The sequence below is a fragment of the Streptomyces sp. JNUCC 64 genome (assembly GCF_054484115.1).
Map to the genome: position 1 here is coordinate 4,976,236 of NZ_CM137015.1, position 22,440 is coordinate 4,998,675.

At 73.5% G+C, this 22,440-nt stretch carries 18 protein-coding genes; 7 read left to right on the top strand and 11 right to left on the bottom strand.

The window, feature by feature from the left end; translation table 11 throughout:
• Positions 1-478 precede the first annotated feature (478 nt).
• From ACVWNX_RS20700 to ACVWNX_RS20710, 3 genes are all read left to right on the top strand, one after another.
• Positions 479-1,786, top strand: coding sequence for a LolA family protein (locus tag ACVWNX_RS20700; protein ID WP_454408936.1), 1,308 nt, complete (start codon positions 479-481; stop codon positions 1,784-1,786).
• A 201-nt stretch (positions 1,787-1,987) separates the two neighbouring features.
• Positions 1,988-2,977, top strand: coding sequence for an ABC transporter ATP-binding protein (locus ACVWNX_RS20705; RefSeq protein ID WP_454408938.1), 990 nt, complete (start codon positions 1,988-1,990; stop codon positions 2,975-2,977).
• A complete protein-coding gene (locus tag ACVWNX_RS20710) occupies positions 2,964-3,887 on the top strand; it encodes an ABC transporter permease (RefSeq protein ID WP_454408939.1) in 924 nt (307 codons plus the stop codon). Before ACVWNX_RS20705 ends, ACVWNX_RS20710 begins: the two co-directional genes overlap by 14 nt.
• 114 nt (positions 3,888-4,001) lie before the next feature.
• Here ACVWNX_RS20710 and ACVWNX_RS20715 read toward each other — a convergent pair whose 3' ends face one another.
• The 6 genes from ACVWNX_RS20715 to ACVWNX_RS20740 all read right to left on the bottom strand — a co-directional run bounded on the left by ACVWNX_RS20715 (position 4,002) and on the right by ACVWNX_RS20740 (position 10,554).
• The gene (locus ACVWNX_RS20715) at positions 4,002-5,165 is read right to left on the bottom strand and encodes an ABC transporter ATP-binding protein (RefSeq protein ID WP_454408941.1); all 1,164 of its coding nucleotides are present in this window, start codon (positions 5,163-5,165) and stop codon (positions 4,002-4,004) included.
• Positions 5,162-5,410, bottom strand: coding sequence for a hypothetical protein (locus ACVWNX_RS20720; protein WP_454408943.1), 249 nt, complete (start codon positions 5,408-5,410; stop codon positions 5,162-5,164). The genes ACVWNX_RS20715 and ACVWNX_RS20720 overlap by 4 nt, the downstream gene beginning before the upstream one ends.
• Complete coding sequence (locus tag ACVWNX_RS20725; protein WP_454408945.1) at positions 5,407-7,101, bottom strand: ABC transporter permease; 1,695 nt, start codon at positions 7,099-7,101, stop codon at positions 5,407-5,409. Before ACVWNX_RS20725 ends, ACVWNX_RS20720 begins: the two co-directional genes overlap by 4 nt.
• A 103-nt stretch (positions 7,102-7,204) precedes the next feature.
• Entirely contained in the window at positions 7,205-8,275 is a 1,071-nt protein-coding gene (locus ACVWNX_RS20730) for an iron ABC transporter substrate-binding protein (protein ID WP_454408946.1), read from the bottom strand.
• A 687-nt stretch (positions 8,276-8,962) separates the two neighbouring features.
• Positions 8,963-9,934 (bottom strand): M28 family metallopeptidase, encoded by a 972-nt coding sequence (locus ACVWNX_RS20735; RefSeq protein WP_454408948.1) that lies wholly within the window; start codon positions 9,932-9,934, stop codon positions 8,963-8,965.
• 155 nt (positions 9,935-10,089) lie between these two features.
• The gene (locus ACVWNX_RS20740; RefSeq protein ID WP_454408949.1) at positions 10,090-10,554 is read right to left on the bottom strand and encodes a VOC family protein; all 465 of its coding nucleotides are present in this window, start codon (positions 10,552-10,554) and stop codon (positions 10,090-10,092) included.
• Between the two features lie 21 nt (positions 10,555-10,575).
• On the opposite strand from ACVWNX_RS20740, the gene ACVWNX_RS20745 reads away from it, so the two are divergent.
• Both ACVWNX_RS20745 and ACVWNX_RS20750 read left to right on the top strand, forming a co-directional pair.
• Positions 10,576-11,337: a CGNR zinc finger domain-containing protein gene (locus ACVWNX_RS20745; protein WP_454408950.1), complete on the top strand. Its 762-nt coding sequence runs from the start codon at positions 10,576-10,578 to the stop codon at positions 11,335-11,337.
• A gap of 231 nt (positions 11,338-11,568) precedes the next feature.
• Complete coding sequence (locus ACVWNX_RS20750; protein ID WP_454408952.1) at positions 11,569-11,991, top strand: SRPBCC family protein; 423 nt, start codon at positions 11,569-11,571, stop codon at positions 11,989-11,991.
• Between the two features lie 163 nt (positions 11,992-12,154).
• Here ACVWNX_RS20750 and ACVWNX_RS20755 read toward each other — a convergent pair whose 3' ends face one another.
• A complete protein-coding gene (locus ACVWNX_RS20755; RefSeq protein ID WP_454408954.1) occupies positions 12,155-14,509 on the bottom strand; it encodes a hypothetical protein in 2,355 nt (784 codons plus the stop codon).
• Between the two features lie 689 nt (positions 14,510-15,198).
• Here ACVWNX_RS20755 and ACVWNX_RS20760 point away from each other — a divergent pair.
• Positions 15,199-15,759, top strand: a complete 561-nt coding sequence (locus ACVWNX_RS20760; protein WP_454408956.1) for a hypothetical protein — start codon at positions 15,199-15,201, stop codon at positions 15,757-15,759.
• Between the two features lie 7 nt (positions 15,760-15,766).
• Here the strand turns inward: ACVWNX_RS20760 and ACVWNX_RS20765 are convergent, their stop codons facing one another.
• On the bottom strand, positions 15,767-16,267 hold the full coding sequence (locus ACVWNX_RS20765; RefSeq protein WP_454408957.1) for a winged helix-turn-helix transcriptional regulator: 501 nt from the start codon (positions 16,265-16,267) through the stop codon (positions 15,767-15,769).
• Positions 16,268-16,414: 147 nt separating this feature from the next.
• Between ACVWNX_RS20765 and ACVWNX_RS20770 the strand changes: the two genes are divergently transcribed.
• Positions 16,415-17,878 (top strand): MFS transporter, encoded by a 1,464-nt coding sequence (locus ACVWNX_RS20770; protein WP_454414863.1) that lies wholly within the window; start codon positions 16,415-16,417, stop codon positions 17,876-17,878.
• A 192-nt stretch (positions 17,879-18,070) separates the two neighbouring features.
• Here ACVWNX_RS20770 and rarD read toward each other — a convergent pair whose 3' ends face one another.
• The 3 genes from rarD to ACVWNX_RS20785 form a co-directional block, all read right to left on the bottom strand.
• Positions 18,071-18,949 carry an EamA family transporter RarD gene (gene rarD / locus ACVWNX_RS20775; RefSeq protein ID WP_454414864.1) on the bottom strand — a complete coding sequence of 293 codons (879 nt, stop codon included), beginning with the start codon at positions 18,947-18,949 and terminating at the stop codon, positions 18,071-18,073.
• A 415-nt stretch (positions 18,950-19,364) separates the two neighbouring features.
• On the bottom strand, positions 19,365-20,444 hold the full coding sequence (locus tag ACVWNX_RS20780) for a 2-oxoacid:ferredoxin oxidoreductase subunit beta (protein WP_454408959.1): 1,080 nt from the start codon (positions 20,442-20,444) through the stop codon (positions 19,365-19,367).
• A complete protein-coding gene (locus ACVWNX_RS20785) occupies positions 20,437-22,392 on the bottom strand; it encodes a 2-oxoacid:acceptor oxidoreductase subunit alpha (RefSeq protein ID WP_454408961.1) in 1,956 nt (651 codons plus the stop codon). The genes ACVWNX_RS20780 and ACVWNX_RS20785 overlap by 8 nt, the downstream gene beginning before the upstream one ends.
• Positions 22,393-22,440 lie beyond the last annotated feature (48 nt).

Genomic DNA, 22,440 nt, shown 5'->3' on the forward strand with positions numbered 1-22,440 from the left:
TCCCACGCGCACCCCGTACCCCACGCGCGTTCCGCGCCCGACGCGCGTTCCGCGCCCGACGCGCATCCCGTGACCCTCGCGCGGGCTGACTCCGCGCGCCCGTACCCCCGCGTGGGCAGAGTCCTCCGCGTGGGCCGGCCCCGCGCGCCCCGTCACCCCGTGCCCGTCCGTCCGGTCGCCCGCCGTCCGCCCGTCCAGGCAACCGCTTCGTCCTGGTCCCGGTGGGTGTGTCCCCGTGCCGTCCCGGTGTCACCCCTCACACCGGGGGTGTCGTCCCCTACGGGAGGGGGAATCCCGAGGGGGGTCGTGTCATACCCCGGCAGTACGCCAAGTTGGCTCCGAGGTCTGACGTCCGACGGCCCCCGGTTTGGTGTCATGGAGGAAGACCACTCCTGAGCAGTTCGGGTGAGAATGGCGGCGCGGGGTGGACCCATCAAGGGATACGGAAGGCGCCGCCGACCACGGAGGTAGGGCACACATGGCACCGTACGAATCCGACCAGACTCCCGCCGCTGACACCGACGGGAGCGCACGGCCCGCGCGGTCGCGTGCGGCACGCCGCCGGGCGGCCCGGTACGCCGTCCCCGTGACGGTCGTGGGTGTGGCGGCGGCGACCATCGGTCTCGTTCCCGCGCTCGCCGACTCGAACGACCCGGACCTGCCGGAGATCAGCGCGCAGCAGCTCATCGAACGGATCGCGGGCTCGGACACCGAACGGCTCTCCGGCACCGTGAAGATCAGCACCGACCTCGGGCTGCCGGACCTCGGCGGCATGCTGGGCTCCCTCGGCCCGAGCGGTGGCGGGGAGTCCACGGCCGACCCCAAGGCCAGGCTGACGGAACTCGTCTCGGGCACCCACACCCTGCGGGTCGCGGTGGACGGCCCCGACCGCGCCAAGCTGTCCGTCCTCGGCGAGGGCTCCGAGTACAGCCTCATCCGTAACGGCGGCGAGGTCTGGGCGTACGACAGCGGCTCCAACCAGGCGTACCACGCCGAGGACGCCCCCTCCGGAGCCCGTGACGGCAAGGCCCCCGGGAAGAACGGGAAGGGCGGGGCGGACGTTCCGGCCACCCCGGCCGAGTTCGCGTCGGAGGTCCTCGACGCCGCCGAGGGGACCACCTCGGTCGAGGTGGACGGCAGCGTCCGGGTCGCCGGACGGGACGCCTACAAGCTCGTCGTCAAGCCGGAGCAGGCCGGATCGACGGTCGGTTCGGTGCAGATCGCGGTCGACGCCGAGACCGGCGTCCCGCTGAAGTTCACGCTGGTGCCCGCCGCCGGGGGCAGCGCGGTCGTGGACGTGAGCTTCACCAAGGTCGACTTCGCCAAGCCCGACGCCTCGACGTTCTCCTTCACCCCGCCGAAGGGGACGAAGGTCACCGAGGCCGGGGAGGCCGGGGAGGAGCACGTCGCCGGGTACGACGAGGACGAGGTCAACACCGGGGACGGCGGACGGTTCGACGGCTTCGGCCTGCCGGGCATCGGCGCCGCCGCCGAGGGCGACGGCGAGCTGAAGACCCTCGGCAAGGGCTGGAGCACCATCGCCCGGATCGGTACGCCCGGCGGCGCGGACTCCGCCGGGGACGACCGGGGCGCCGGGAACGAGGACGTTCCGGACGAGGCCCAGCAGTTCCTCGACTCCCTCGGGGACCAGGTCTCCGGTTCGTTCGGCTCCGGCACGGTGTACTCCACGCGGCTGGTCAACGCCCTGATCACCGACGAGGGAACGGTGTACGTGGGCGCCGTCACCAAGGACGCGCTGGTCAAGGCGGCCAACGCCGACCAGTAGTACGGCGGTTCGCCCGTCGCCGGTCGCCCGGCTCCCGTCGTCCGTCGGCCGTCGTCGGACCCGTCCGTCCGTGCCCGCCCCCCCCGGTGGCGGCGGGCACGGACGGACCGGGCACGCGCGGGCCGTCCGGGGCGGGTGCCCGTGGCGGACCCGGTCCGGCCGGGGTGGGCGGCGCGGGGGCGGGTAGCGTCAGGGGTGGAGGTGGGCGCGGTGGCTGAGTCGGCCGGGGGGCTCCCGGATGCGGTGATCGAGACGCGGGGCCTCACGAAGCGGTACCGGGGCGGGCAACTCGCCGTCGACCGGCTGGACCTCACCGTGCCCCGGGGCGCGGTCTTCGGCTTCCTCGGCCCCAACGGCTCCGGCAAGACCACCACCATCCGCGTGCTGATGGGCCTGGTCGAACCCACCGGGGGCACGGCACGGGTGCTGGGACGGCCCATGCCCGACGCGGCCCGCGCCGTCCTCCCCCGGGTGGGCGCCCTGATCGAGGGCCCCGCCCCCTACGACTTCCTCACCGGGCGGGACAACCTCACCCGCTACGACGCCGCCGACCCCACCGCCGATCCGCGCACCCGCCGCGCCCGGGTCGCCGCCGCCCTGGACCGGGTCGGGCTCACCGCCGCCGCGCACAAGAAGGCCCGCGCCTACAGCCTCGGGATGAAGCAGCGCCTCGGACTCGCCGTCGCCCTGCTGCGCCCCCGCGCGCTGCTCGTCCTGGACGAGCCCACCAACGGGCTCGATCCGCAGGGCATGCGCGAGATCCGGACCCTGGTGCGCGAACTGGCCTCGGACGGCACCACGGTGTTCCTCTCCTCACACCTCCTCGACGAGATCGAGCAGGTGTGCACCCATGCGGCGGTGATGGCCCGGGGACGGCTGATCACCCAGGGCCCGGTCGCCGAACTGGCCGCCGGGGCGCGCGGCAGACTCGTCGTCACCACCCCCGACCCGGGGGACGCGGCACGGGTCCTGAGGGAACGGGGTCTCGTGGACGTCGTCGTGGACACCGTCGTGCGCACGGCGGCGGACGGCCCGCGCGTCACGGCCGAACCGCCCGGCGGCGAGGTCGCCGAGGTAACCGCCGCGCTGGTGGCGGCCGGGGTGCGGGTGCGGGGGCTCGTCGTGGAACGCGGCTCGCTGGAGGACGTGTTCGTGGCGCTCACCGGGGAGGGTTTCGATGTCGCTCCCTGAGACCGCCGACCGGTCGGCCGCACGGCCCGGGACGGGCACCCGGACGGCACCGGGGGAACGGGAGAGGGCCGTCCGCCGGGGATGGACGTTCGGGCTGCTCCGCTCCGAACTGGGCATCACGTTCCGCCGCTGGCGCACCCTGGCCCTGCTGGCGGTGCTCGCGGCCGTGCCGGTCCTGATCGGGACCGCCGTCCGGCTGGAGAGCGGCGACGGCGGGGCGGGCGGCTCCACCGGGGGCGGCCCCGCGTTCGTCGCGCAGGTCACCAACAACGGGCTCTTCCTGGTCTTCGCGGGGCTGGCCGCGACCCTGCCGTTCTTCCTGCCGATGGCCGTCGGCGTGGTCGCGGGGGACGCCGTCGCGGGCGAGGCGAGCGCCGGGACCCTGCGCTATCTGCTGGTCGCCCCGGCGGGCCGCGGTCGGCTGCTGCTGGTCAAGTACGCGACGGCGACCGCGTTCTGCCTGGTGGCCACGGGGGTGGTGGCGGTCTCCGGGCTGACGGCCGGGGCGCTGCTCTTCCCGCTCGGCGATCTGACGACCATCTCGGGCACCCGGATCGGCTTCGGCGAGGGACTGGCGCGGGCGCTGTTCATCGCGCTGCTGGTGGCGGTGTCCCTGCTGGGGGTCGCGGCGCTGGGGCTGTTCGTCTCCACGCTCACCGGCAGCGGGATCGCCGCGATGGCGACCACCGTCGGGCTGCTGATCACCGTGCAGATCCTCGACCAGATCCCGCAGTTGGAGGCGGCCCACCCGTATCTGTTCTCGCACTACTGGCTGTCCTTCGCGGACGTGATGCGGGAACCGGTCTACTGGGACGACATCCTGCGCAACCTGGGCGTCCAGACGCTGTACGCGGCGGTGTTCGGGTCCGCCGCGTGGGCGAGGTTCACCACCCGGGACGTCACGGCGTAGCCGCGCGGGGCGCCCGGACGGGACGTCCCGGGCTGCCGGGGCGGGGGCGCGGGCGGTGCGTGGGTGCGCCCCGGCGTGCGCGGTCCCTTGGACGTTCCCGGGCGCCCGGGCGCGTCACCCCCGGTGGAAGGTGCCCTCCCCGGCCGCCCGGACGCGCACCGGGTCGCCCGGCCGCACCCCGACCGGACCGGGCAGCCGTACGGTGACGGATCCCGTGCCGGGGACGTCGACGAGGACCAGCGCGTCATGGCCGTGGAAGCGGACCTCGGTGACCCGGCCGGGCGCCCCCGCCGCGTGCCCGGCCCCGTTCCGGTCCCCGTCCCCGTCCCGGTCTCCGGTTCCGGTAAGGGTCCCGCTGCCGTCTCCGTCGCGGTGGTCCGTCCCGGTGGACGGGGTCAGCCGCAGCCGCTCGGGCCGGAGGACGACCGTGCCGGTGCTGCCGGTGCTGCCGGTGGGGTCCGTAGGGCTGGTGGGGTCCGTGGGGCTGGTGACCGTGACCGTTCCCAGGGTGGTGACGGCCCGTCCGGGGTCCCGGGCGTCCAGGGTCGCGGGCAGCCGGACCGCCTCGCCGACGAAGGACGCCACCCAGGGGTCGACGGGCCGGGCGTACAGCTCCTCGGGGGTCGCGCACTGCACGACCCGGCCCGCCCGCAGCACCGCGACCCGGTCGGCGGACGACAGGGCCTCCTCCTGGTCGTGGGTGACCAGCAGGGCGGTGGCCCCGGCGGCCCGCAGCGCGGCCCGTACGTCGGAGCGCAGGCCCGCCCGCAACCCGCTGTCCAGCGCGTTGAACGGCTCGTCCAGCAGCACCAGCGCGGGCCGGGGCGCCAGCGCGCGGGCCAGCGCCACCCGCTGCTGCTGACCGCCGGACAGCTCGTGCGGCATCCGCCCGCCCAGGTCGCCGAGGCCCACCAGCTCCAGCGCCTGCGTGGTGCGGGTCCGCCGTTCGTCCCGGGGGACCCCGCGCAGTCCGAAGGCCACGTTGCGGGCCACGCTCAGATGCGGGAACAGCGCCCCCTCCTGGGGGACGAGCCCCACCCCGCGCCGCTCCGGCGCCACCCGGACACCGGGTCCGCTGACCGTCCGGCCCCCGACCGACACCTCACCGGCGTCCGGGGCGAGGAACCCGGCGATCACCCGCAGCAGGGTCGTCTTGCCGCAGCCGGAGGGGCCGAGCAGGGCCGCCACCTCGCCCTCGGGCACGGTCAGGTCGAGCCCGTCGAGGACCCGTTCGCCACCGTAGGAGGCCGACAGCGAGGTGACGCGCAGCCCGGTCACCGGGACCCGCCCGGGTACACGGGGGCGGAGGCCGCGAACGCCCCGGCCGCGAACGCCCCGGCCGCGAACGCCCCGGCCGCGAACGCCCCGGACGGGAGCGCGGGGGACGCGGACGCGAGGGCGGCGGACGGGCCGGACGGGAGCGGGCGGGACGTGGACGCGGGGGACCCGGACGGGCCGGACGGGGACGCGTCGGACGGGAACGGGCCGACCAGGAACGGGCCGGCCGGGAGCACCTGGGTCATGAGCGCCTTCCGAGGAGGTAGGAGGGGACGGCGGCGATGAGGACGATGGCCGCCGCGTAGGGGGCGGCGCCCGCGAAGGCCCCGGCGCCGGTCTCGGTCCACAGCCGGGTCGCGAGGGTGTCCGTCCCGGTCGGCCGCAGCAGCAGCGTCGCCGGGAGCTCCTTCATGATCACGACGAAGGTGAGGGCGGCTCCCGCCCCGATGCCGGGCGCGGCGAGCGGCACGGTCACCTCGCGCAGCACCCCCAGCGGACCCCGTCCCAGGGAACGGGCCACGTCCTCCAGCACGGGCGGCGCCTGGAGCACCGCCGCGCGCGCGGACGCCACCGCGACCGGCAGGAACAGCACCACGTACGCGGCGATCAGCAGCGGGAACTCCTGGTACAGCGGATACGCGTACCGCACCGAGAAGAACACCAGCGCCAGCCCGACGGTGATCCCGGGCAGCGCGTGGCCCGCGTACACGGACTGTTCCAGGAGCCGGGCGAACCGCCCCCGGTACCGGGCCGACAGCACCCCGACCGGCAGCGCCAGCAGGGTGGTGACGGCGGCGCCCACGGCGGCGACCGTCACGGTCGCCAGCGTCGCCGACCAGAACCGCTCGCCGTCGAAGCCGGAGCTGCCGACGGTCAGCCAGTACCCGAGGGTCAGCACCGGGAAGGCGACCGAGGCGGCGGCCACCGCGCCGCACCAGAGCAGCGCGGGCGCCGTCCAGCCGCCGAGCCGCAGCCGCACCGGCGGCCGGGCGCTGCCCCGGCCGGTGCGGGCGTGCCCGGCCCGGCCCCGGGTCCGGTTCTCGGCCGCCACCAGCAGCACCGTCATGGCGACCAGCACACAGCCGAGCACCGCCGCCGGGGTGCGGTCGAAACTCGCCTGGTACGAGGTGTGCACGGCCCGGGTGAAGGTGTCGTACCGGGTGATCGACACCGAGCCGAAGTCCGACAGGACGTACAGCGCCACCAGGATCGCGCCCCCCGCCGCGGCGGGCCGCAGCTGCGGCAGGGTGACCCGCAGGAACGCCCGCCCCGCCCCGCTGCCCAGCGACCGCGCCGCTTCCTCCTGCGCCGGATCGATCCCGCGCAGCACCGCCGCCACCGGCAGGTACACGTAAGGGAAGCAGGCGAAGGTGAGGGTGATCGACGCACCGGCCAGCCCCGCGAGCGAGGGCGCCGCCGAGATCCAGGTGAAGGCCGCGACGTAGCTGGGCACCGCCAGCGGCAGCGTCGCGAGCACCCCGAACGCCCGCCGCCCCGGCAGGTCCGTCCGTACGGTCAGCCAGGCCAGCGAGATCCCCAGCACCAGCGAGGCCGTCACCACGATCGCGGTCAGTCCGAGGCTGCGGCCGAGCAGCTCCAGGGTGCGGGGCTCGGAGACGATGTCCCAGGCGTAGCCCCAGCCGTGCTCCAGGGCGCGGACGCCGAGGTAGCCGAGCGGCAGCAGGGCGAGGAGCGCCGCGGCCGCCGCGGGCAGCAGCAGGACCGGGGGCGGGGTGCGCCGTCCGGCTCGGCCGGTGCCGGAAGCACCGGTGCGGCCGGTGCCGGGGGCGCGCCGCCAGGGACGGAGGGGCCGCCGCCCGGGACGGTCGCGGAAACGGACGGGGCCGCCCCGGGGCGCGCGGGAGGTACCCGCGTGCGCCGGAGCGGCTGCGTCCTGTTCACGCGCGGGGGTCCGCGCGGTCACGCTGTCTGTCACCCAGAGATCCAGAGGTCCAGGGGTTCCGGTGGTCCAAAGGGTTCCGGTGGTCCGGAAACCCGGTGGCCGGGAGGCCCGGTGGTGGTGTCGGTCCGGGTCTCCGTCAGACCATGCCCGCGTCCTTGAGCATCGTCAGGGTCTCCTGGAGGGACTCCAGCTCGCCGAGGTCGATCTCGGGGGCCTCCAGGGACTCCAGCGAGGGGAGGTCCTTCACGGTGGAGGTGACGCCGGAGGCCAGCGGGTACTCCTTGGTCTCCTCGGCGAAGTACTTCTGCGCCTCGTCGGAGAGCAGGTAGTCGACGGCCTTCTCGGCGGCGGAGCCCTGGCCGCCCTCCTTGAGGACGCCCACCCCGGCGGCGTTGATCAGCGCGCCCGGGTCGCCGCCCGGCAGGAAGTGGATCTTCGCGGTGACCTTGTCGGCGCCGACCTCGGCGGCCTTCTCGTACCAGTAGTAGTGGTTGATCAGACCGAGGGCGACCTCACCGGAGTCGACCGCGTCGAGGATCGCGCTGTTCTTGTCGTACTGCTTGGCCCCGTTGGCCTTGAGGCCCTTGAGCCACTTCAGGGTGGCCGCGTCGCCCTCCAGGACGCGCATGCCGGTGACGAACGCCTGGAAGGACGCGTTGGTGGGGGCGTAGCCGACCTTGCCCTTCCACTCGGGCTTCGTCAGGTCCTTGACGCTGTCGGGGGCCTTGTCGGCCAGCTCCGGGTTGTACGCGATGACCCGGGAGCGGCCGGAGACGCCGACCCAGTCGCCCTCGGTGCCGCGGAACGCCTTGTCGACCTTCTCCAGCGACTTCTGCGGCAGCTCGGCCAGCAGCCCCGCCTGGGAGAGCGCGCCGAGCGCGCCCGCGTCCTGGGAGAAGAACAGCCCGGCCTTGGTGCGGTCGCCCTCTTCGAGGATCTGGGCGGCCAGTTCGGCGCTGTCGCCGTAGCGGACCTCGACCTTGGTGCCGGTGGCCTTCTCCAGCTTCTCGATGACGGGGGAGATCAGCTCCTCGTTGCGGCCGGAGTAGATCACCAGGGTGTCGGCGGAGGCGGCCTTGGCGCCGCCGTCCTCCTTGGCATCGCCCTTCTTCCCGTCGCCGTCACCCGTGCCGCAGGCGGCGAGGGCGGGCAGGAGCAGGGCGGACAGGGCGAGGGCGGTGCCTCGCCGGGTGAGCGGACGGCGCATGGGGGCCTCCAGGGCAGAACCCGGGGCCAGCACGTCGACGGCCTTCGGGGAACGTTCTCGGACGACCCATGAATAAAGTCAGGCTTGCCTTACTGTCAATTTTCAGCCAAAAAAAGACCTTATCTAGCCCTGATTGATGATTGTCGGGCATTGACATCTGGGCTTCTGATGTGCATTTGAGTGGGTTGTGGGGTGAGGCGGGGGTGGAGTGGGGCCGGGGGCGGTCCCGCTTCGGGGCGGGACGGCCCCCGGCCGGGGCGGGGCGCCGTCGCGTCACTTCGACGGCGTCCCGCCGGGTGGCGGGGCCGCTGGCCCGGGGAGGTGGGCGCTCCTCGGACGGCGGCCCGTCGCCACGGGCTTCCCGGCCCGGTGGGCCCGCCCGGCCTCCGCACCGCCGTCCGGGAGCGGCCGGGGACGGCCGGGCCCGGGTGGGGAGCGGTGGCGGGGTGGGTGGGGCGGGTGCGCCGGGCCCGTCCGTGGAGCGGGTGGGGGCGGACGGTCGGCGCGGTCGGGTCGGGGCGGGTCGGACGGGGGTGGGGCGGGCAGGGCGGGCCGGGTGGGCCGGGTGAGTTCCGCCGGGGTGGGCCGGGCGGGTCGGCTGGGGTGGGCCGGTCGAGGTGGGCCGGGGTGGGCCGGTCGGCGGGAGGCGGCCCCGGGTGGGGCCGTCCCCCGGCCCGGGGGAGCGGATCAGGAGGACAGGGCCCACAAGGCGTGGGCGAGGGCGTCGCTGTTGCGGTTCAGGGCGGTGGCCGAGACGTTCGAGAGGTTGTCGCAGGCGCGGTGGTAGCAGCGGTCGAACGCGACGCCCTGGGTTCCGCCCCACTTCGCGGCCTGGGCCGCCGACTTGGCGTACCCGGCGCCCGTGAACAGTCCGCCGACCGGGATGCCCGCGTTCTTGAACGGCGCGTGGTCGGAACGGCCGTCCCCCTCGGTCTCCGGCTCGGTGGGGACGCCGAGCGTGGCGAAGTAGTCCTTGAACGTCCCCTCGATGACCGGGTCGTCGTCGTAGACGAAGTAGCCGGGGTTGGGGGAGCCCACCATGTCGAGGTTCACGTATCCCTCGATGGTGGCGCGCTGGGCGGCGGACAGCCCGTTGACGTAGTTGCGGGAGCCCACGAGTCCCAGCTCCTCCGCGCCCCACCAGGCGAACCGCAGGTGCTTGGCCGGCTGGTACTGGGCGCGGGCCACGGCGAGCGCGGTCTCCAGCACGGCGGCCGAACCGGTCCCGTTGTCGTTGATCCCCGCGCCCGAGGTGACGCTGTCGAGGTGGGCGCCCGCCATGACCACCCGGTCCGGGTCGCCGCCGGGCCAGTCGGCTATCAGGTTGTAGCCGGTGCGGCCGCCGGAGGTGAACGTCCGGATGGAGGTGGTGTACCCGACGGCGTCCAGCTTCGCCTTGACGTAGTCCAGCGAGGCCCGGTAACCGGGCCGGCCGTGTGCCCGGTTGCCGCCGTTGGCCGTGGCGATGGACTGGAACTGGTTCAGATGCGCCTGGACGTTGGCCAAGGGTATATCCGGGGCCGCCGCGGCGGCGCTCGCGGCCGTGCTCGCGGCGGTCGCTCCGGTGACGAATCCGCTGGCGAGGAGGGTGGTACCGGCGACCAGCGCGGCGGACAGGGCGCGCCGGGCGGCGGTGCGCCGGGTGGGGGTGGGCGGCATGCGGGGGGCTCCGGATTCCGTGGGGGAACGGGGGGAGCCCGATGGTCAGCGGAATATGAGATTCCCTCAAGGGCGATATCGGGACACGGGTGTTCGGTTATCGGTGAACCGTCCGATAGCCGGACCGGGGCCGGGTCGCGGCCCCGGTCGCCCGCTCAGTGCAGACAGAACTCGTTGCCCTCCGGGTCGGCCATGACCACCCATCCACCTGCGGGTTCCGTGACCCGCTGGATGACGGACGCCCCGAGCGCGACCAGCCGGGCCTCCTCCCCGTCCCGCGCACCACCTGACGTGTGCACGTCGATATGTAGCCGGTTCTTGACGGTCTTCGGCTCCGGGACGCGCTGGAAGAGCACCCGGCGGCCGAGCCCGCCCCCGCTGTCGCCGTCGACCGGGTCGTCGGGGTGCCGCACGGCGACGAGGTCCCGCCAGGCGCGCCGCCCCCACGCCTCGACGGTCTGCTCCCCGTCCACCGCGCCGAACCCCAGCAGCCGGTCGATGAGGGCGCTGTTGTCCTCGATCTCGTAGTGCAGCGCCTCGGCCCAGAAGGCGGCCTGCGCGTGCGGGTCCGCCGCGTCGACGACGAGCTTCCAGTGCAGGGCGGGAGTGCGTGAAGTCATGTAACCACTTATATTGGTTACATGACTGGGAGGGCAAGCGGCACACGGACGGAACGGACCGGAACGGCGGACGGCACCCTGGACGGAGCCCCGCCCCCCGAACCGCGCCCCGGCACGTACGGGCTCAGGTACCACCAACAGCGCGCGGGCGGCGGTTTCACCCTGCACGGGCCGGAGGGCACGGCCTTCCGCTTCGACCCCGGCGCGCTCTGCCTGGAACTGGTCCTCACCGGGGGCCCGGGCCGCCTCGCCCGGTACGAGTCGCTGAACGCCCCCGGCGACCTCAACCGCTGGCTCGCCCTCAGCCGCCTCCCCGACGGGCTCGCCCTCCCCGTCACCGAGGACGAACTCACCGCCGTCCGCGCGTTCCGCGACACCCTGTACGGACTCGCCGCCGACCGGGCGCACGGCGGCCCACCCGACCCGGCACGGCTCGCGACCGTCAACACCGCCGCCGGGCACGCCCCCCTCGGCATCCGTTTCACCCCGGAGGGGGAACGGGCCTGGGCGCCCGGCGCCACCGTGGCCGGACTGCTGTCCACGGTCGCCCGGGACGCGATCGAACTGTTCACCGGCCCGCACGCCGACCGGGTCCGGGAGTGCGCCACCGACAACTGCTACCTGCTGTTCGTCGACGCCTCCCGACCGGGGCGCCGCCGCTGGTGCTCCATGGAACGCTGCGGCAACCGGCACAAGGTCCGCGCCCACCGCGCGCGGGGGACGACGGCGCCCGACCCCGGCACCCCCGCGTCCTCGGCGGCCCCGCGCCCGAAGAGCGACTGACCGACGGCCGGGCGACTGACCGACTGACCGACGGCCTGCCGAAGACCGAACGGCGAGCGGAACGACCGCAGAGCGGAACGACCGCGGGCCGGGAGCTGGCGACCGGGACACCGGGAGTCGGGAGCTGGACACCGGGAGTCGAGGACCGACCATCGGCCGCTTACCACCGATCACCGATCACCGGCCACCGGCCACCGGCCACCGGCCACCGATCACCGAGGAGGAACCCCGATGCCCACCGGACTCACCCGTGACGCGGGCTGGCAGATCGGCGTGTCACGCACCCTGCCCCAGCCACCGGACGAGGTCTGGAGATTCGTCACCAGCCCCGAGGGGTACGCGCTCTGGCTCGGCGAGGGCACCGGGCTCGGTGCCGGTCCGGACCGGCCGCCCCGGGCGGGCGACCCGTACCGGACGGCGGACGGGACCACCGGGGAGGTGCGCGGCTTCCGCCCGGTCGAACGGATCCGGCTCACCCACGACACCACCGTCGTCCAGCTGACCGTCAGCCCCGCGCCGGACGGACGCTCGGTGCTCCGCTTCCACCAGGACCACATGGCGTCCGCGGCGGAGCGCGAGGCCCGCCGGACGCACTGGCGGACGGTGATGGACCGCGTGGCCGGGGAACTGGACACCAGGCCCGCCCCCGGATGACGGGGACGGGGCACCGGGGCTGTTCCGGGTGCCCCGTCGCGTGCGAGGACCAGCCAGGACGGGAGCGGGAACGGGAACGGGGGCGACCGGACGGGGCGGGTGACTGTGAGCCGTCGGGGCGGCCGACCCGCGCGGGGCCTGGTCGGAGCGCGTACGGCTCCGCTCAGTCCCCGATCCCGGTTCCGGTTCCGGTCCCGGTTCCCGTGCCGGGGGTCGGCCGGGGGCGCTCGGGGGTCGGCCGGGGGCGCTCGGGGGGCGTCCGGGGGCGCGGCGGCCGGTCGGTGGGCGCGGGCGGCGCGGGCCGGGGGCCGGTGGCGCGGGGGATGCCCGCGTGCCAGAGGGCCGGACCCGTCCAGGCGGGGGTCCGTGGGGGCGGGGCGTCCACCGCCGGGGTGTCCGGCTTCGGGGCGCCGGGCTTCGGCGGTCCGGACTTCGGGGCGGCGGGCGGGTTCGCGGGTGCGGGCACGGGGGCGGTCCCCGGCGCGGGGGAGGCCGTCGGAGCGGTCGTCGGCGCCGGGGCGTCGGGTGCGGGGGAGGCTGTCGGAGTGGTCGCTGGCGCCGGGGCGTCGGGCGCGGTGCGCTCCCGGGGGTCGTTGCCGCGCGGTGGAGCGGTGGGACCCGTGGGCGCGGACGGCTCGGCGGTGGCGGGCCCGGTTCCCCGCCGGGGCGGCCGCCAGCGTTCGGGGATGGTGCTCCGTCGGCGCACGGCGTCCGGATCGCCCGCCCGCTCCTGGGCGACGGCCCGGGCCCGCAGGGCGCTCTGCCGGGCGACGGGGGCGAAGCCCGGTGCGGCGTTGCCGGTCTCGGCGGGCAGCGCCCGGGCCCCCATCCGCATCAGGTCGGCCTGCAACCCCGTCTCCGGCGGGAACAGTTCGCGGGGGAGCTGCCAGGAAGCGGCGCCGTCGACGTCCACCCGGTGCTCGTGCCCGTCGACGGCGAAGGTGATCCCGTACCCGATGTACTGGTCGTCGCGGTCGAAGAGCAGGTCCCCGCTGATCCGCCCGCCCCGGTCGCGCACCTCGTCGGCGAGGGACTGGACGGCGGGCGGCAGCGGGTTGCTCCGGCCGAGGTTGGCGACGTAGCCGTCCGCCCGCACCACCTGCGGCTGACCGTTCTCGTCGCGGTAGGGGACCTCGAAGACGGGTTCGCCGTCCGGCCCGGGCGCGGTCCGGACCTCCCCGAGTTCGGCCCTGACGAAGCGGAAGCGGGGGTCGGGGCTGCCCTCCCCGTGGTCCCGGAGCAGCTCCGGGTACTGGACCTGGTGCTCCAGGGCCGGGGGCATGCCGTTGCCGATGATGGTGACGCGGGCGTCCGGGTTCTCCTGGAGGATGATCTCCGCGTTGGCGACACCGGTGCCGCCCGATCCGGCGATGATCCAGTGCTGGGCGCCACCGGCGTTGAAGCGCCCCTCCGCGACCTCGTCGCCCATCAGGGCCCGTCCCGGGGCCTCCTCCCGGGCCCGTTCCCACTTCCGGGTGGCGTCCAGCGCGGTGAAGCAGTTGCCCAGCCGTTCATCGGGCGACCCGTCCGGGCCGGTGCGCAGCGCGGCGCCCAAGGGCGACGACTCCAGCAGGCCGCACACCGTCGCGGTGTCCGCGCCGCCGCGCTCGGCCCGGACCAGCAGTCCGCGCAGTTCCGCCGCGCCCTCGGTGCCCTGGGCCGCCAGCTCCCCGAGACGCGTACCGAGCAGCCGAAGCGCCTCGCTCCGGCTCTCCACGCCGTTCACCCCGCGCGCCATGCCCGGAACCAGCTCCGTGGTCAGCCCCGTCGCGACCACGGGCGGCCCGTCGCAGGCCACCCACAACGGGTCCCGGCCCTCCCAGTCCTTCGGGACGATCTCCGCGAACAGTGTCCCGCCGTCCCCGAGCCGCAACCGGGCCCGCCCGTTCACCACGTCCCCTTGGACCGCCAACTGGTCCTCCCAGCCACGGACGGCGCTCACCGGCACCCGGTCCCGTGGATCCTTCACCGCCGCGTACGTGCTCACCCCCATCGTCTGCGCCAGGTTCCGGTCCTGGTCCGCCGACTGCACGAGCCCGACGCCCAGATCGAGGTGCCACCGCCCCACGTCGTCCACCAGCAGGGCCTCGCCGTTCCGGCCCGCGAGGCTCGCCCCGCCGCCGATCACCACCTGCCGCAGCGGGGGCGGCAGCCCGTCCGCCCGGTCCCGCGCGAGTTCCCCCACCACCCGGGTGCTCACCACCACACGCTTCCCGGCCCACCCGACGGCCCACTCCTCCAGCCCGTCCCGGGGCAGCGGCAGCCCGTTCTGGTCGAACCCGGGCATGGGCAGCTCCACCGCCCGCCCCCCGACGAACGCCGAGACCTCCCGCTCCGCCCGAGCCACCGCCTCCCGCCCCGCGACGAGCGCGGCGGCGTCGGCGGGGGAGAGGTCTTCCAGGGGGCGGGCGAGCTCACCGATCAGATGCTCAGCCTGTGAGGAGAGGAAACGCTTGGAGACGTAGCGACGCTTTCGGGCAGCCTGGGATTCTGAATGATGCTTTCCTCGCTCGGACATCGGTGCGAGGGGGCGTAGGCCAGAGAGATCGATCAGGGTGGAGAGCTCTGCGCGGGATTCCCTGCGCTGTTGTTCCGAAAGACCCGGGTCCAAAGCGCGCTGTGCGAACCAGTTCAACTGTCCGATGCGCCCGTGATCTTGACTTGAGAGCTCATGTCGATGCTCAACCTCTGCCTCGCGGGTCAAGAGGCTCTCTCGTACGGGGAGCATCGATTTAAGCGATCGGTCCTTAGCCGCGATGAGTTCCCCCACCTGATAGGCGAGGACAGTGTTGAGTCGTTTCGGGGACAAACGGTCGGATAGCTGGATCGCATAGTTGTGGGAGGAGGTGTTCACCGCAGTTTCGGCTACCGTGCCTGACGGCATCGGCATGGCGTCGATCAGGATCGTCGCTGTCTGCCCCTGCACATCCTCCAGGATGAAACGGTCGGGCGTGCTTCCCGCCTCGCCTGCTGGCCGGACAGACCCGAACCGTTCGCCCATGACCGCAGAGGCCACGGACTCCAGTTCCGCACGGGCGGATTCCAGTAGCGTCAACTGCTGTGATCGTAGCCGCTCCGTGCTGGAAGCGTCGGCGGCCGACCAGGCCGTGTCCATCAGCCAACGAGGATCGTCCAACTCGTCCATTTGACGCCCTTCCCCCGTGCTCTTCCTCTGCGGATCAGCCGAACACCCTTTAAGATCATGTCATGTTGACCGCTCGCTCATCGTTCGAAGCGCACCTATACATGGATCTCCACCCGTGTGAGTGCGGATCTGCTGACTTCGACCGCCAGCACCGGCTGGAGCAGCATGGTGATGATCTGGTGACGGTGTACGAGGGGGCTTGCCAGCAGTGCGGCAGGGTCCGTCGGTTCTCCTTCCGTCTCTCTGAGGAGATTCCGCCACCGCCGCCCGCGTTCGGAGGTCCGCGCCCTTCTCAGATCGTCGCTCCTGACGAGTTCCTCGACGTCGCCTACCGAGTCTCTGAGTCTGCCGGAATCCAGCTGCTCAACTCTCCTGAGCCCGAGCACTACAAGCTGCGTGACGCGGTGGCCTACTCCGTCGCGGCGTTCGAGGAGATCCTGAAGTTCATTCCAGAAGGGCAGGACGCTGTCCCCGAGAGCGCCTTCACCACCGAGCCGGGCAGGGCTCGCTATCTGCGGGACCCTGGAAAGTTCGCTCGTGCCCTCTTGCAGCGGAACGTAGAGGATGCGCGGGCTGTCCTGGCGGACATCGACGAAGTCACCCCCCGCCCCGACCAGCCCTGACCACCCCTCAGCCCCTCTCGCCCCCCGGGCCCGGCGCGGCGGCCCCCTCCGCAAGGCTCCGTTCGTCGTACGCGGCGCGCGCCGCGGCGACCTCGTTGCGGTGGCGTTCCGTCCACTCCACGAGCGGACGGACGGTCTCGTGCAAGGTGCGCCCCAGCGAAGTGAGTTCGTACTCCACGCGCGGCGGCACCACGGGATAGACCGTGCGCAGCACCAACCCGTCCCGCTCCAGCTGACGCAAGGTCACCGTCAGCATGCGCTGGCTGATGCCGTCGATCTCCCGGCGCAGCTCCGTGAACCGCATCCGGTGGCAGTCGAGCAGGGCGATGACCAGCAGCGACCACTTGTCCGCGATCCGGTCCAGGATCTGCCGCACCTCGCAGTCCTCGCGGGTGTCCCACTGGAACGGGTCGGCCGCGATCGGCGGACAGGCCACGGACGCCGACGGCCCGGCGCCGTCCACGGTGCCCCCGGGGTAACTGGGTGACTTCGAAGTGCCTTCTTCCATGAGCTCCGAGGATGCCGCACGATCACCTTGGTTACAAGAGGGAACCGACCCCTTGGTCAGTAACCGAACCGGGCGCGGGCCATGGGCGCGTGCCGTACGACGACGTCCCGAAGGAGCCTCGCGATGGGCGTGGACAGAACCTCCCGGATGAGCGGACGGGAACGGGCCCTGCTGCTCGTCCTCTGCGGAACGATGTTCCTGGAGGGCGCCGACGTCGCCATGCTCGGCGTCGCGATCCCCGCGATCCGCGCCGACCTCGGCCTGGGCACCGGCACGGCCGCCTGGGTGATGAGCGGTTACGTCCTCGGCTACGCGGGCTTCACCCTGCTCGGCGGTCGCGCCGCCGATCTGCTGGGCCGCCGCCGGATGTTCCTGCTCTGGCTCACCGTCTTCCTCGCCTTCTCCGGACTCGGCGGCTTCGCCACCGAGGGCTGGGCACTGGTCGCGGCCCGGTTCGTGACCGGGGTGGCCGCCGCGTTCATGACCCCCGCCGCGCTCTCCCTGATCACCACCTCGTACGAGCGTGGCCCGCGCCGCACGATGGCGCTGATGGTCTTCGCGGGCACCGGCGCCGCGGGGTTCTCCCTCGGGCTGGTGATCGGCGGACTGCTCACCGCGGTGGGCTGGCGATGGGTGTTCTTCGCACCGGTCCTGTTCGCGGCGCTCCTGCTGACGGCCGCCGTCCGACTGGTCCCGGCCGATCCGCCCCGGCCGCCGCGCACCACGGGGGAAGCGGCCTTCGACCTGCCGGGCGCGGTGACGGCGGCCGGGGCGATGCTCGGCACCGCCTACGGAGTGGTCCGGCTGGAGCACGGACTCGAAGGCTGGCCGCTGACCGTCGCCGCCTTCGCGGTGGGCCTCCTGTGCGCGGCGGTCTTCCCGGCCGTCGAGCGCCGGGCCGCCCGTCCACTGGTCCGGCTGGCGATCCTCCGCCGGGACGCGATGGTCCGCGCGGACCTCGGGGTGCTGCTCTTCGTCGGCGCCTTCTTCGGGTTCCAGTTCGTCCTCACCCTCTACCTCCAGGAACTGCGCGGCTGGTCCTCGCTCCAGACGGCACTGGCACTCGTCGCCATGGGAGTGGACGCGGTCCTCGCGCCGACGCTGACCCCGCCGCTGGTCCGGCGGTTCGGCAACGCGCGGGTGGTGCTCGGCGGGTTCGCGGTGGTGGTGCTCGCCTACGGGACGATCCTGCCGCTGGGGCCGGACTGGCCGTACCTCGCGATGCTGCCCGCGCTGCTGCTCGCCGGGGTGGCCTTCGCCCTGGTCTACGGTCCGCTGACCCTGGTGGCGACGGACGGGGTCGACGCCTCGGAACAGGGCCTGGCCGGCGGACTGTTCACCACCGCCGCGCAGTTCGGTTCGGCCATCGGGATCTCGGCGGTGACCGCCGTGTACGGGGTCGCCATGACGGCGGGCGGCGGCCCGGAGGAACGGCTCGCGGCGTTCCGCTGGGCGCTGACCGTTCCGCTGGGGATGGCGGTGACGGGTCTGGCCCTGGCCGTGTACGGGGTGCGCCGGGAGCGGCGGTCGGCGCGACCGGGGAGGGCCGCCGCTCCGGTACCGGCGGCGGTTCCGTCGCCGCCCGCGCCCCGGGTGGACGTCCGGTCCTGACCACGACCGGCGCTCCGGACGGGATGGGCCCCGACCACGCCCGGCGCGCTCCGGACGCCACGCGGACCCCGTCCCCGACGGGACGGGGTCCGCGCCCGCCGTCAGCCCGGGAGAGCAGGCCAGCGCGGCGAGCCGTCAGCCCGGGGCCGATCCGTCAGCCCGGGGGAAGCCCGTCAGCCCGGGTCCAGCCGGTCAGCCCAGGGCGAGTCGGCGGCGGGCCCGGCGGGCGGTCCGTATCGCGTCCGCGGTGAGGATCGACAGGGCCGCCCACACCAGGGCGAACCCGATCCACCGCTCCAGCGGCATCGCCTCGTGGAAGTAGAGGACGCCCAGCAGGAACTGGAAGGTGGGCGCCAGGTACTGGAGCAGACCGAGCGTGGAGAGCGGGACCCGGATCGCCGCCGCCCCGAAGCACACCAGCGGGACGGCGGTGACCACGCCGGTCGCCGCCAGCAGCGCCGCGTGCCCCGCGCCCTCGGTGCCGAAGGTGCCTTCGCCCCGGGAGCCCAGCCACAGCAGATAGCCGAGGGCGGGCAGGAACTGCACGGCGGTCTCGGCGGTCAGCGACTCCAGTCCGCCGAGGCCGGTCTTCTTCTTCACCAGCCCGTACAGGGCGAAGGAGAACGCCAGGCAGAGCGAGATCCACGGCGGCCGCCCGTATCCGACGGCGAGCACCAGGACCGCCGCGACACCCGTGCCGACCGCCACCCACTGCCAGGGCCGCAGCCGCTCCTTCAGCAGCAGCACCCCGATGCCTATGGAGACCAGCGGGTTGATGAAGTAGCCGAGGGACGCCTCCAGCACCTGCCCGTTGTTGACGGACCAGATGTACACGCCCCAGTTGACGGTGATGAGCGCCGCAGCGACCGTGATCAGCGCCAGCTTCCGGGGCTGCCGCAGCAGGGTCCGGGTCCACGCCCAGCGCCGGACGACGAGCAGCGCGAGGGCCACCAACGCCAGCGACCACACCATCCGGTGGGCGAGGATCTCCACCGACGCGGCGGGCTTGAGCAGCGGCCAGAACAGGGGGACGAGCCCCCACATGGCGTACGAGGCGACCCCGTTCAGCAGCCCGAACCGGTGCTCCCGCTGGGCGTCGCCGTCCGGCCCCGTCCCCGGTCCGCCGTCCGGGTCCGGTCCCGTCCCCGGCCCGCCGCCCGTTCCCCCGGGTGCCGTCCCGGAGACCCGGGAGGGGCCCGGGGCCCGTTCCGCCCCCGCACGGGCCGCTGGGACGGACCCCGCTTCAGACGCCGCCAAGGCTCCTCCTCGTGACCCCGGTCGCGCCCGGACGGCGCGAACCTCACGACGGTAGCGCCGGGCACCCCCGACTGTCATGCCCGTACCGGGATACGGTCATGACAGCCCCGGGGGGCGGAGGAACGGGCCCGGGCGGACACGCGGAAGGGCCCGGTGCCGCGGCGCGGAAACGCGCCGTCGTGGCACCGGGCCCTTCACCGGCGCGGTCGGCCGGGGGACGCCCGGGGCGTCAGCCGACGACCGTCCAGGTGTCGCCACCGGCGAGCAGCGAGGACAGATCGCCCTTGCCGTACCGCTCCACGGCCGCGTCGAGCTGGTCGGCCATCAAGGTGTCGTAGACCGGCCGGTCCACGGAACGGAAGACGCCGATGGGGGTGTGGTGCAGGGTGTCCGGGTCGGCCAGCCGGGAGAGGGCGAACGCGGTCGTCGGCGACGGGTTGTGCGCGTCGTGGACGAGGATCCGGCTCTGGTTCTCCTCGGTGACCTCGACCACCTGGAGGTCCCCGGTCAACGGGTCCCGGACCACGCCCTTGGCGTCGTCCACCCCGAACCGGATCGGCTGCCCGTGCTCCAGCCGGATCACGGCCTCCTGGGCCTGCTCGCGGTCCTTCAGCACCTCGAACGCGCCGTCGTTGAAGATGTTGCAGTTCTGGTAGATCTCCACCAGCGCCGTACCGGGGTGGGCGGCGGCCTGCCGCAGCACGCTCGTGAGGTGCTGACGGTCCGAGTCCACGGTCCGGGCCACGAACGACGCCTCCGCGCCGATCGCCAGCGACACCGGGTTGAAGGGCGCGTCCAGCGAACCCAGCGGCGAGGACTTGGTGATCTTCCCGACCTCGGAGGTCGGCGAGTACTGGCCCTTGGTGAGACCGTAGATCCGGTTGTTGAACAGCAGGATCTTCAGGTTCACATTGCGCCGCAGCGCGTGGATCAGGTGGTTGCCGCCGATCGACAGCGCGTCGCCGTCACCGGTGACCACCCAGACGCTCAGGTCCCGCCGCGAGGACGCCAGCCCGGTCGCGATGGCGGGCGCCCGCCCGTGGATGGAGTGCATCCCGTACGTGTTCATGTAGTACGGGAAACGGGAGCTGCAGCCGATGCCGCTGACGAAGACGACGTTCTCCCGCGCCAGCCCCAGCTCCGGCATGAAGCCCTGGACCGCCGCGAGGACCGCGTAGTCGCCGCAGCCCGGGCACCAGCGGACCTCCTGGTCCGACTTGAAGTCCTTCATGGACTGCTTGGCCGTGGCCTTCGGGACCAGGGAGAGGGAGGGGAGACCTCCCGTGGCACCGGTGGTGGTCTCAGCCATCGAGGGCCTCCTTGAGAACCGTCGCGAGCTGCTCCGCCTTGAACGGCAGCCCCGTGACCTGGGTGAAGGACTGGGCGTCGACCAGGTACCTGGCGCGGAGCAGGATGGCCAGCTGGCCGAGGTTCATCTCGGGGACGACGACCTTGTCGTAGCGCGCCAGCACCTCGCCGAGGTTCGCCGGGAACGGGTTGAGGTGACGCAGATGGGCCTGGGCGACGTTCTCCCCGGCCGCCCGCAGCCGCCGCACCGCCGCGGTGATCGGACCGTAGGTGGAACCCCAGCCGAGGACCAGCAGCCGGGCCTCGCCCGAGGGGTCGTCGACCTCCAGGTCCGGCACCCTGATCCCGTCGATCTTGGCCTGCCGGGTGCGGACCATGAAGTCGTGGTTGGCCGGGTCGTACGAGATGTTGCCCGTGCCGTCCTGCTTCTCGATGCCGCCGATCCGGTGCTCCAGACCGGGCGTGCCGGGCACGGCCCAGGGCCGCGCCAGCGTCTCGGGGTCCCGCTTGTACGGCCAGAACACCTCGGTGCCGTCGTCCAGCGTGTGGTTCGGCCCCTGGGCGAACCGCGTCCGCAGATCGGGCAGCTCACCCGGCTCCGGGATCCGCCAGGGCTCGGAGCCGTTGGCCAGGTAGCCGTCGCTGAGCAGGAACACCGGGGTGCGGTACTCCAGCGCGATCCGGGACGCCTCGATCGCCGCGTCGAAGCAGTCGCCGGGGGTGCACGGCGCCACGATCGGCACCGGCGCCTCTCCGTTGCGGCCGTACATCGCCTGCAGCAGATCGGCCTGCTCGGTCTTGGTCGGCAGCCCGGTGGAGGGCCCGCCGCGCTGGATGTCCACGATCACCAGCGGCAGTTCCAGCGAGACCGCGAGACCGATCGTCTCGCTCTTGAGCGCCACGCCCGGGCCGGAGGTCGTCGTCACCGCGAGGGAGCCGCCGAACGCCGCGCCGAGCGCCGCGCCGATCCCCGCGATCTCGTCCTCCGCCTGGAAGGTGCGGACGCCGAAGTTCTTGTGCTTGGACAGCTCGTGCAGGATGTCCGAGGCGGGGGTGATCGGGTACGACCCGAGGTACAGCGGGAGGTCCGCCTGCTGACCGGCGGCGACCAGTCCGTAAGACAGCGCCAGATTGCCGGAGATGTTCCGGTACGTCCCGGTCGGGAACGCCTTGGACGCCGGGGCGACCTCGTACGAGACCGCGAAGTCCTCGGTCGTCTCGCCGAAGTTCCAGCCCGCGCGGAACGCGGCGATGTTCGCGGCCGCGATCTCCGGTTTCTTCGCGAACTTCGTCTTCAGGAACTTCTCGGTGCCCTCGGTCGGACGGTGGTACATCCAGGACAGCAGCCCCAGCGCGAACATGTTCTTGCTGCGGCCCGCGTCCTTGCGCGACAGGTCGAAGTCCTTCAGCGCCTCGACCGTCAGCGTCGTCAGCGGCACCGGGTGGACGCTGAAGCCGTCCAGCGAACCGTCCTCCAGCGGGGACGTCTCGTACCCCACCTTCTGCATGGCCCGCTTGGTGAACTCGTCGGTGTTGACGATGATCTCCGCGCCCCGCGGAACGTCCGCGATGTTCGCCTTCAGCGCGGCCGGGTTCATCGCGACGAGCACGTTCGGGGCGTCGCCCGGGGTCAGGATGTCGTGGTCCGCGAAGTGCAGCTGGAACGACGAGACGCCCGGCAGGGTACCGGCGGGCGCGCGGATCTCGGCCGGGAAGTTGGGCAGCGTCGACAGGTCGTTGCCGAAGGACGCCGTCTCCGAGGTGAACCGGTCCCCGGTCAGCTGCATGCCGTCGCCCGAGTCACCCGCGAAGCGGATGATCACCCTGTCCAGCCTGCGGACTTCTTTCTCACCACCCGGCGCTGCGGTCGACGGTGAGCGCTGCTCACCCACATGCTCCACGACGGTCCCGTCGGCTGGCTCGGCTGGGCTACTGACCTGGCTGGTCACTGAACTGGACCTCCCTCGGCGCGGCTCTCCGGTAAGGCTGGTGCGTCC

Excerpts from the sequence above, each read along its gene's own strand:
- ACVWNX_RS20700 (WP_454408936.1), top strand. The coding sequence starts at position 479 with ATGGCACCGTACGAATCCGACCAGACTCCCGCCGCTGACACCGACGGG.
- ACVWNX_RS20710 (WP_454408939.1), top strand. The coding sequence starts at position 2,964 with ATGTCGCTCCCTGAGACCGCCGACCGGTCGGCCGCACGGCCCGGGACG.
- ACVWNX_RS20720 (WP_454408943.1), bottom strand. The coding sequence starts at position 5,410 with ATGACCCAGGTGCTCCCGGCCGGCCCGTTCCTGGTCGGCCCGTTCCCG.
- ACVWNX_RS20730 (WP_454408946.1), bottom strand. The coding sequence starts at position 8,275 with ATGCGCCGTCCGCTCACCCGGCGAGGCACCGCCCTCGCCCTGTCCGCC.
- ACVWNX_RS20735 (WP_454408948.1), bottom strand. The coding sequence starts at position 9,934 with ATGCCGCCCACCCCCACCCGGCGCACCGCCGCCCGGCGCGCCCTGTCC.
- ACVWNX_RS20740 (WP_454408949.1), bottom strand. The coding sequence starts at position 10,554 with ATGACTTCACGCACTCCCGCCCTGCACTGGAAGCTCGTCGTCGACGCG.
- ACVWNX_RS20745 (WP_454408950.1), top strand. The coding sequence starts at position 10,576 with ATGACTGGGAGGGCAAGCGGCACACGGACGGAACGGACCGGAACGGCG.
- ACVWNX_RS20750 (WP_454408952.1), top strand. The coding sequence starts at position 11,569 with ATGCCCACCGGACTCACCCGTGACGCGGGCTGGCAGATCGGCGTGTCA.
- ACVWNX_RS20755 (WP_454408954.1), bottom strand. The coding sequence starts at position 14,509 with ATGTCCGAGCGAGGAAAGCATCATTCAGAATCCCAGGCTGCCCGAAAG.
- ACVWNX_RS20760 (WP_454408956.1), top strand. The coding sequence starts at position 15,199 with ATGTTGACCGCTCGCTCATCGTTCGAAGCGCACCTATACATGGATCTC.
- ACVWNX_RS20765 (WP_454408957.1), bottom strand. The coding sequence starts at position 16,267 with ATGGAAGAAGGCACTTCGAAGTCACCCAGTTACCCCGGGGGCACCGTG.
- ACVWNX_RS20770 (WP_454414863.1), top strand. The coding sequence starts at position 16,415 with ATGAGCGGACGGGAACGGGCCCTGCTGCTCGTCCTCTGCGGAACGATG.
- ACVWNX_RS20780 (WP_454408959.1), bottom strand. The coding sequence starts at position 20,444 with ATGGCTGAGACCACCACCGGTGCCACGGGAGGTCTCCCCTCCCTCTCC.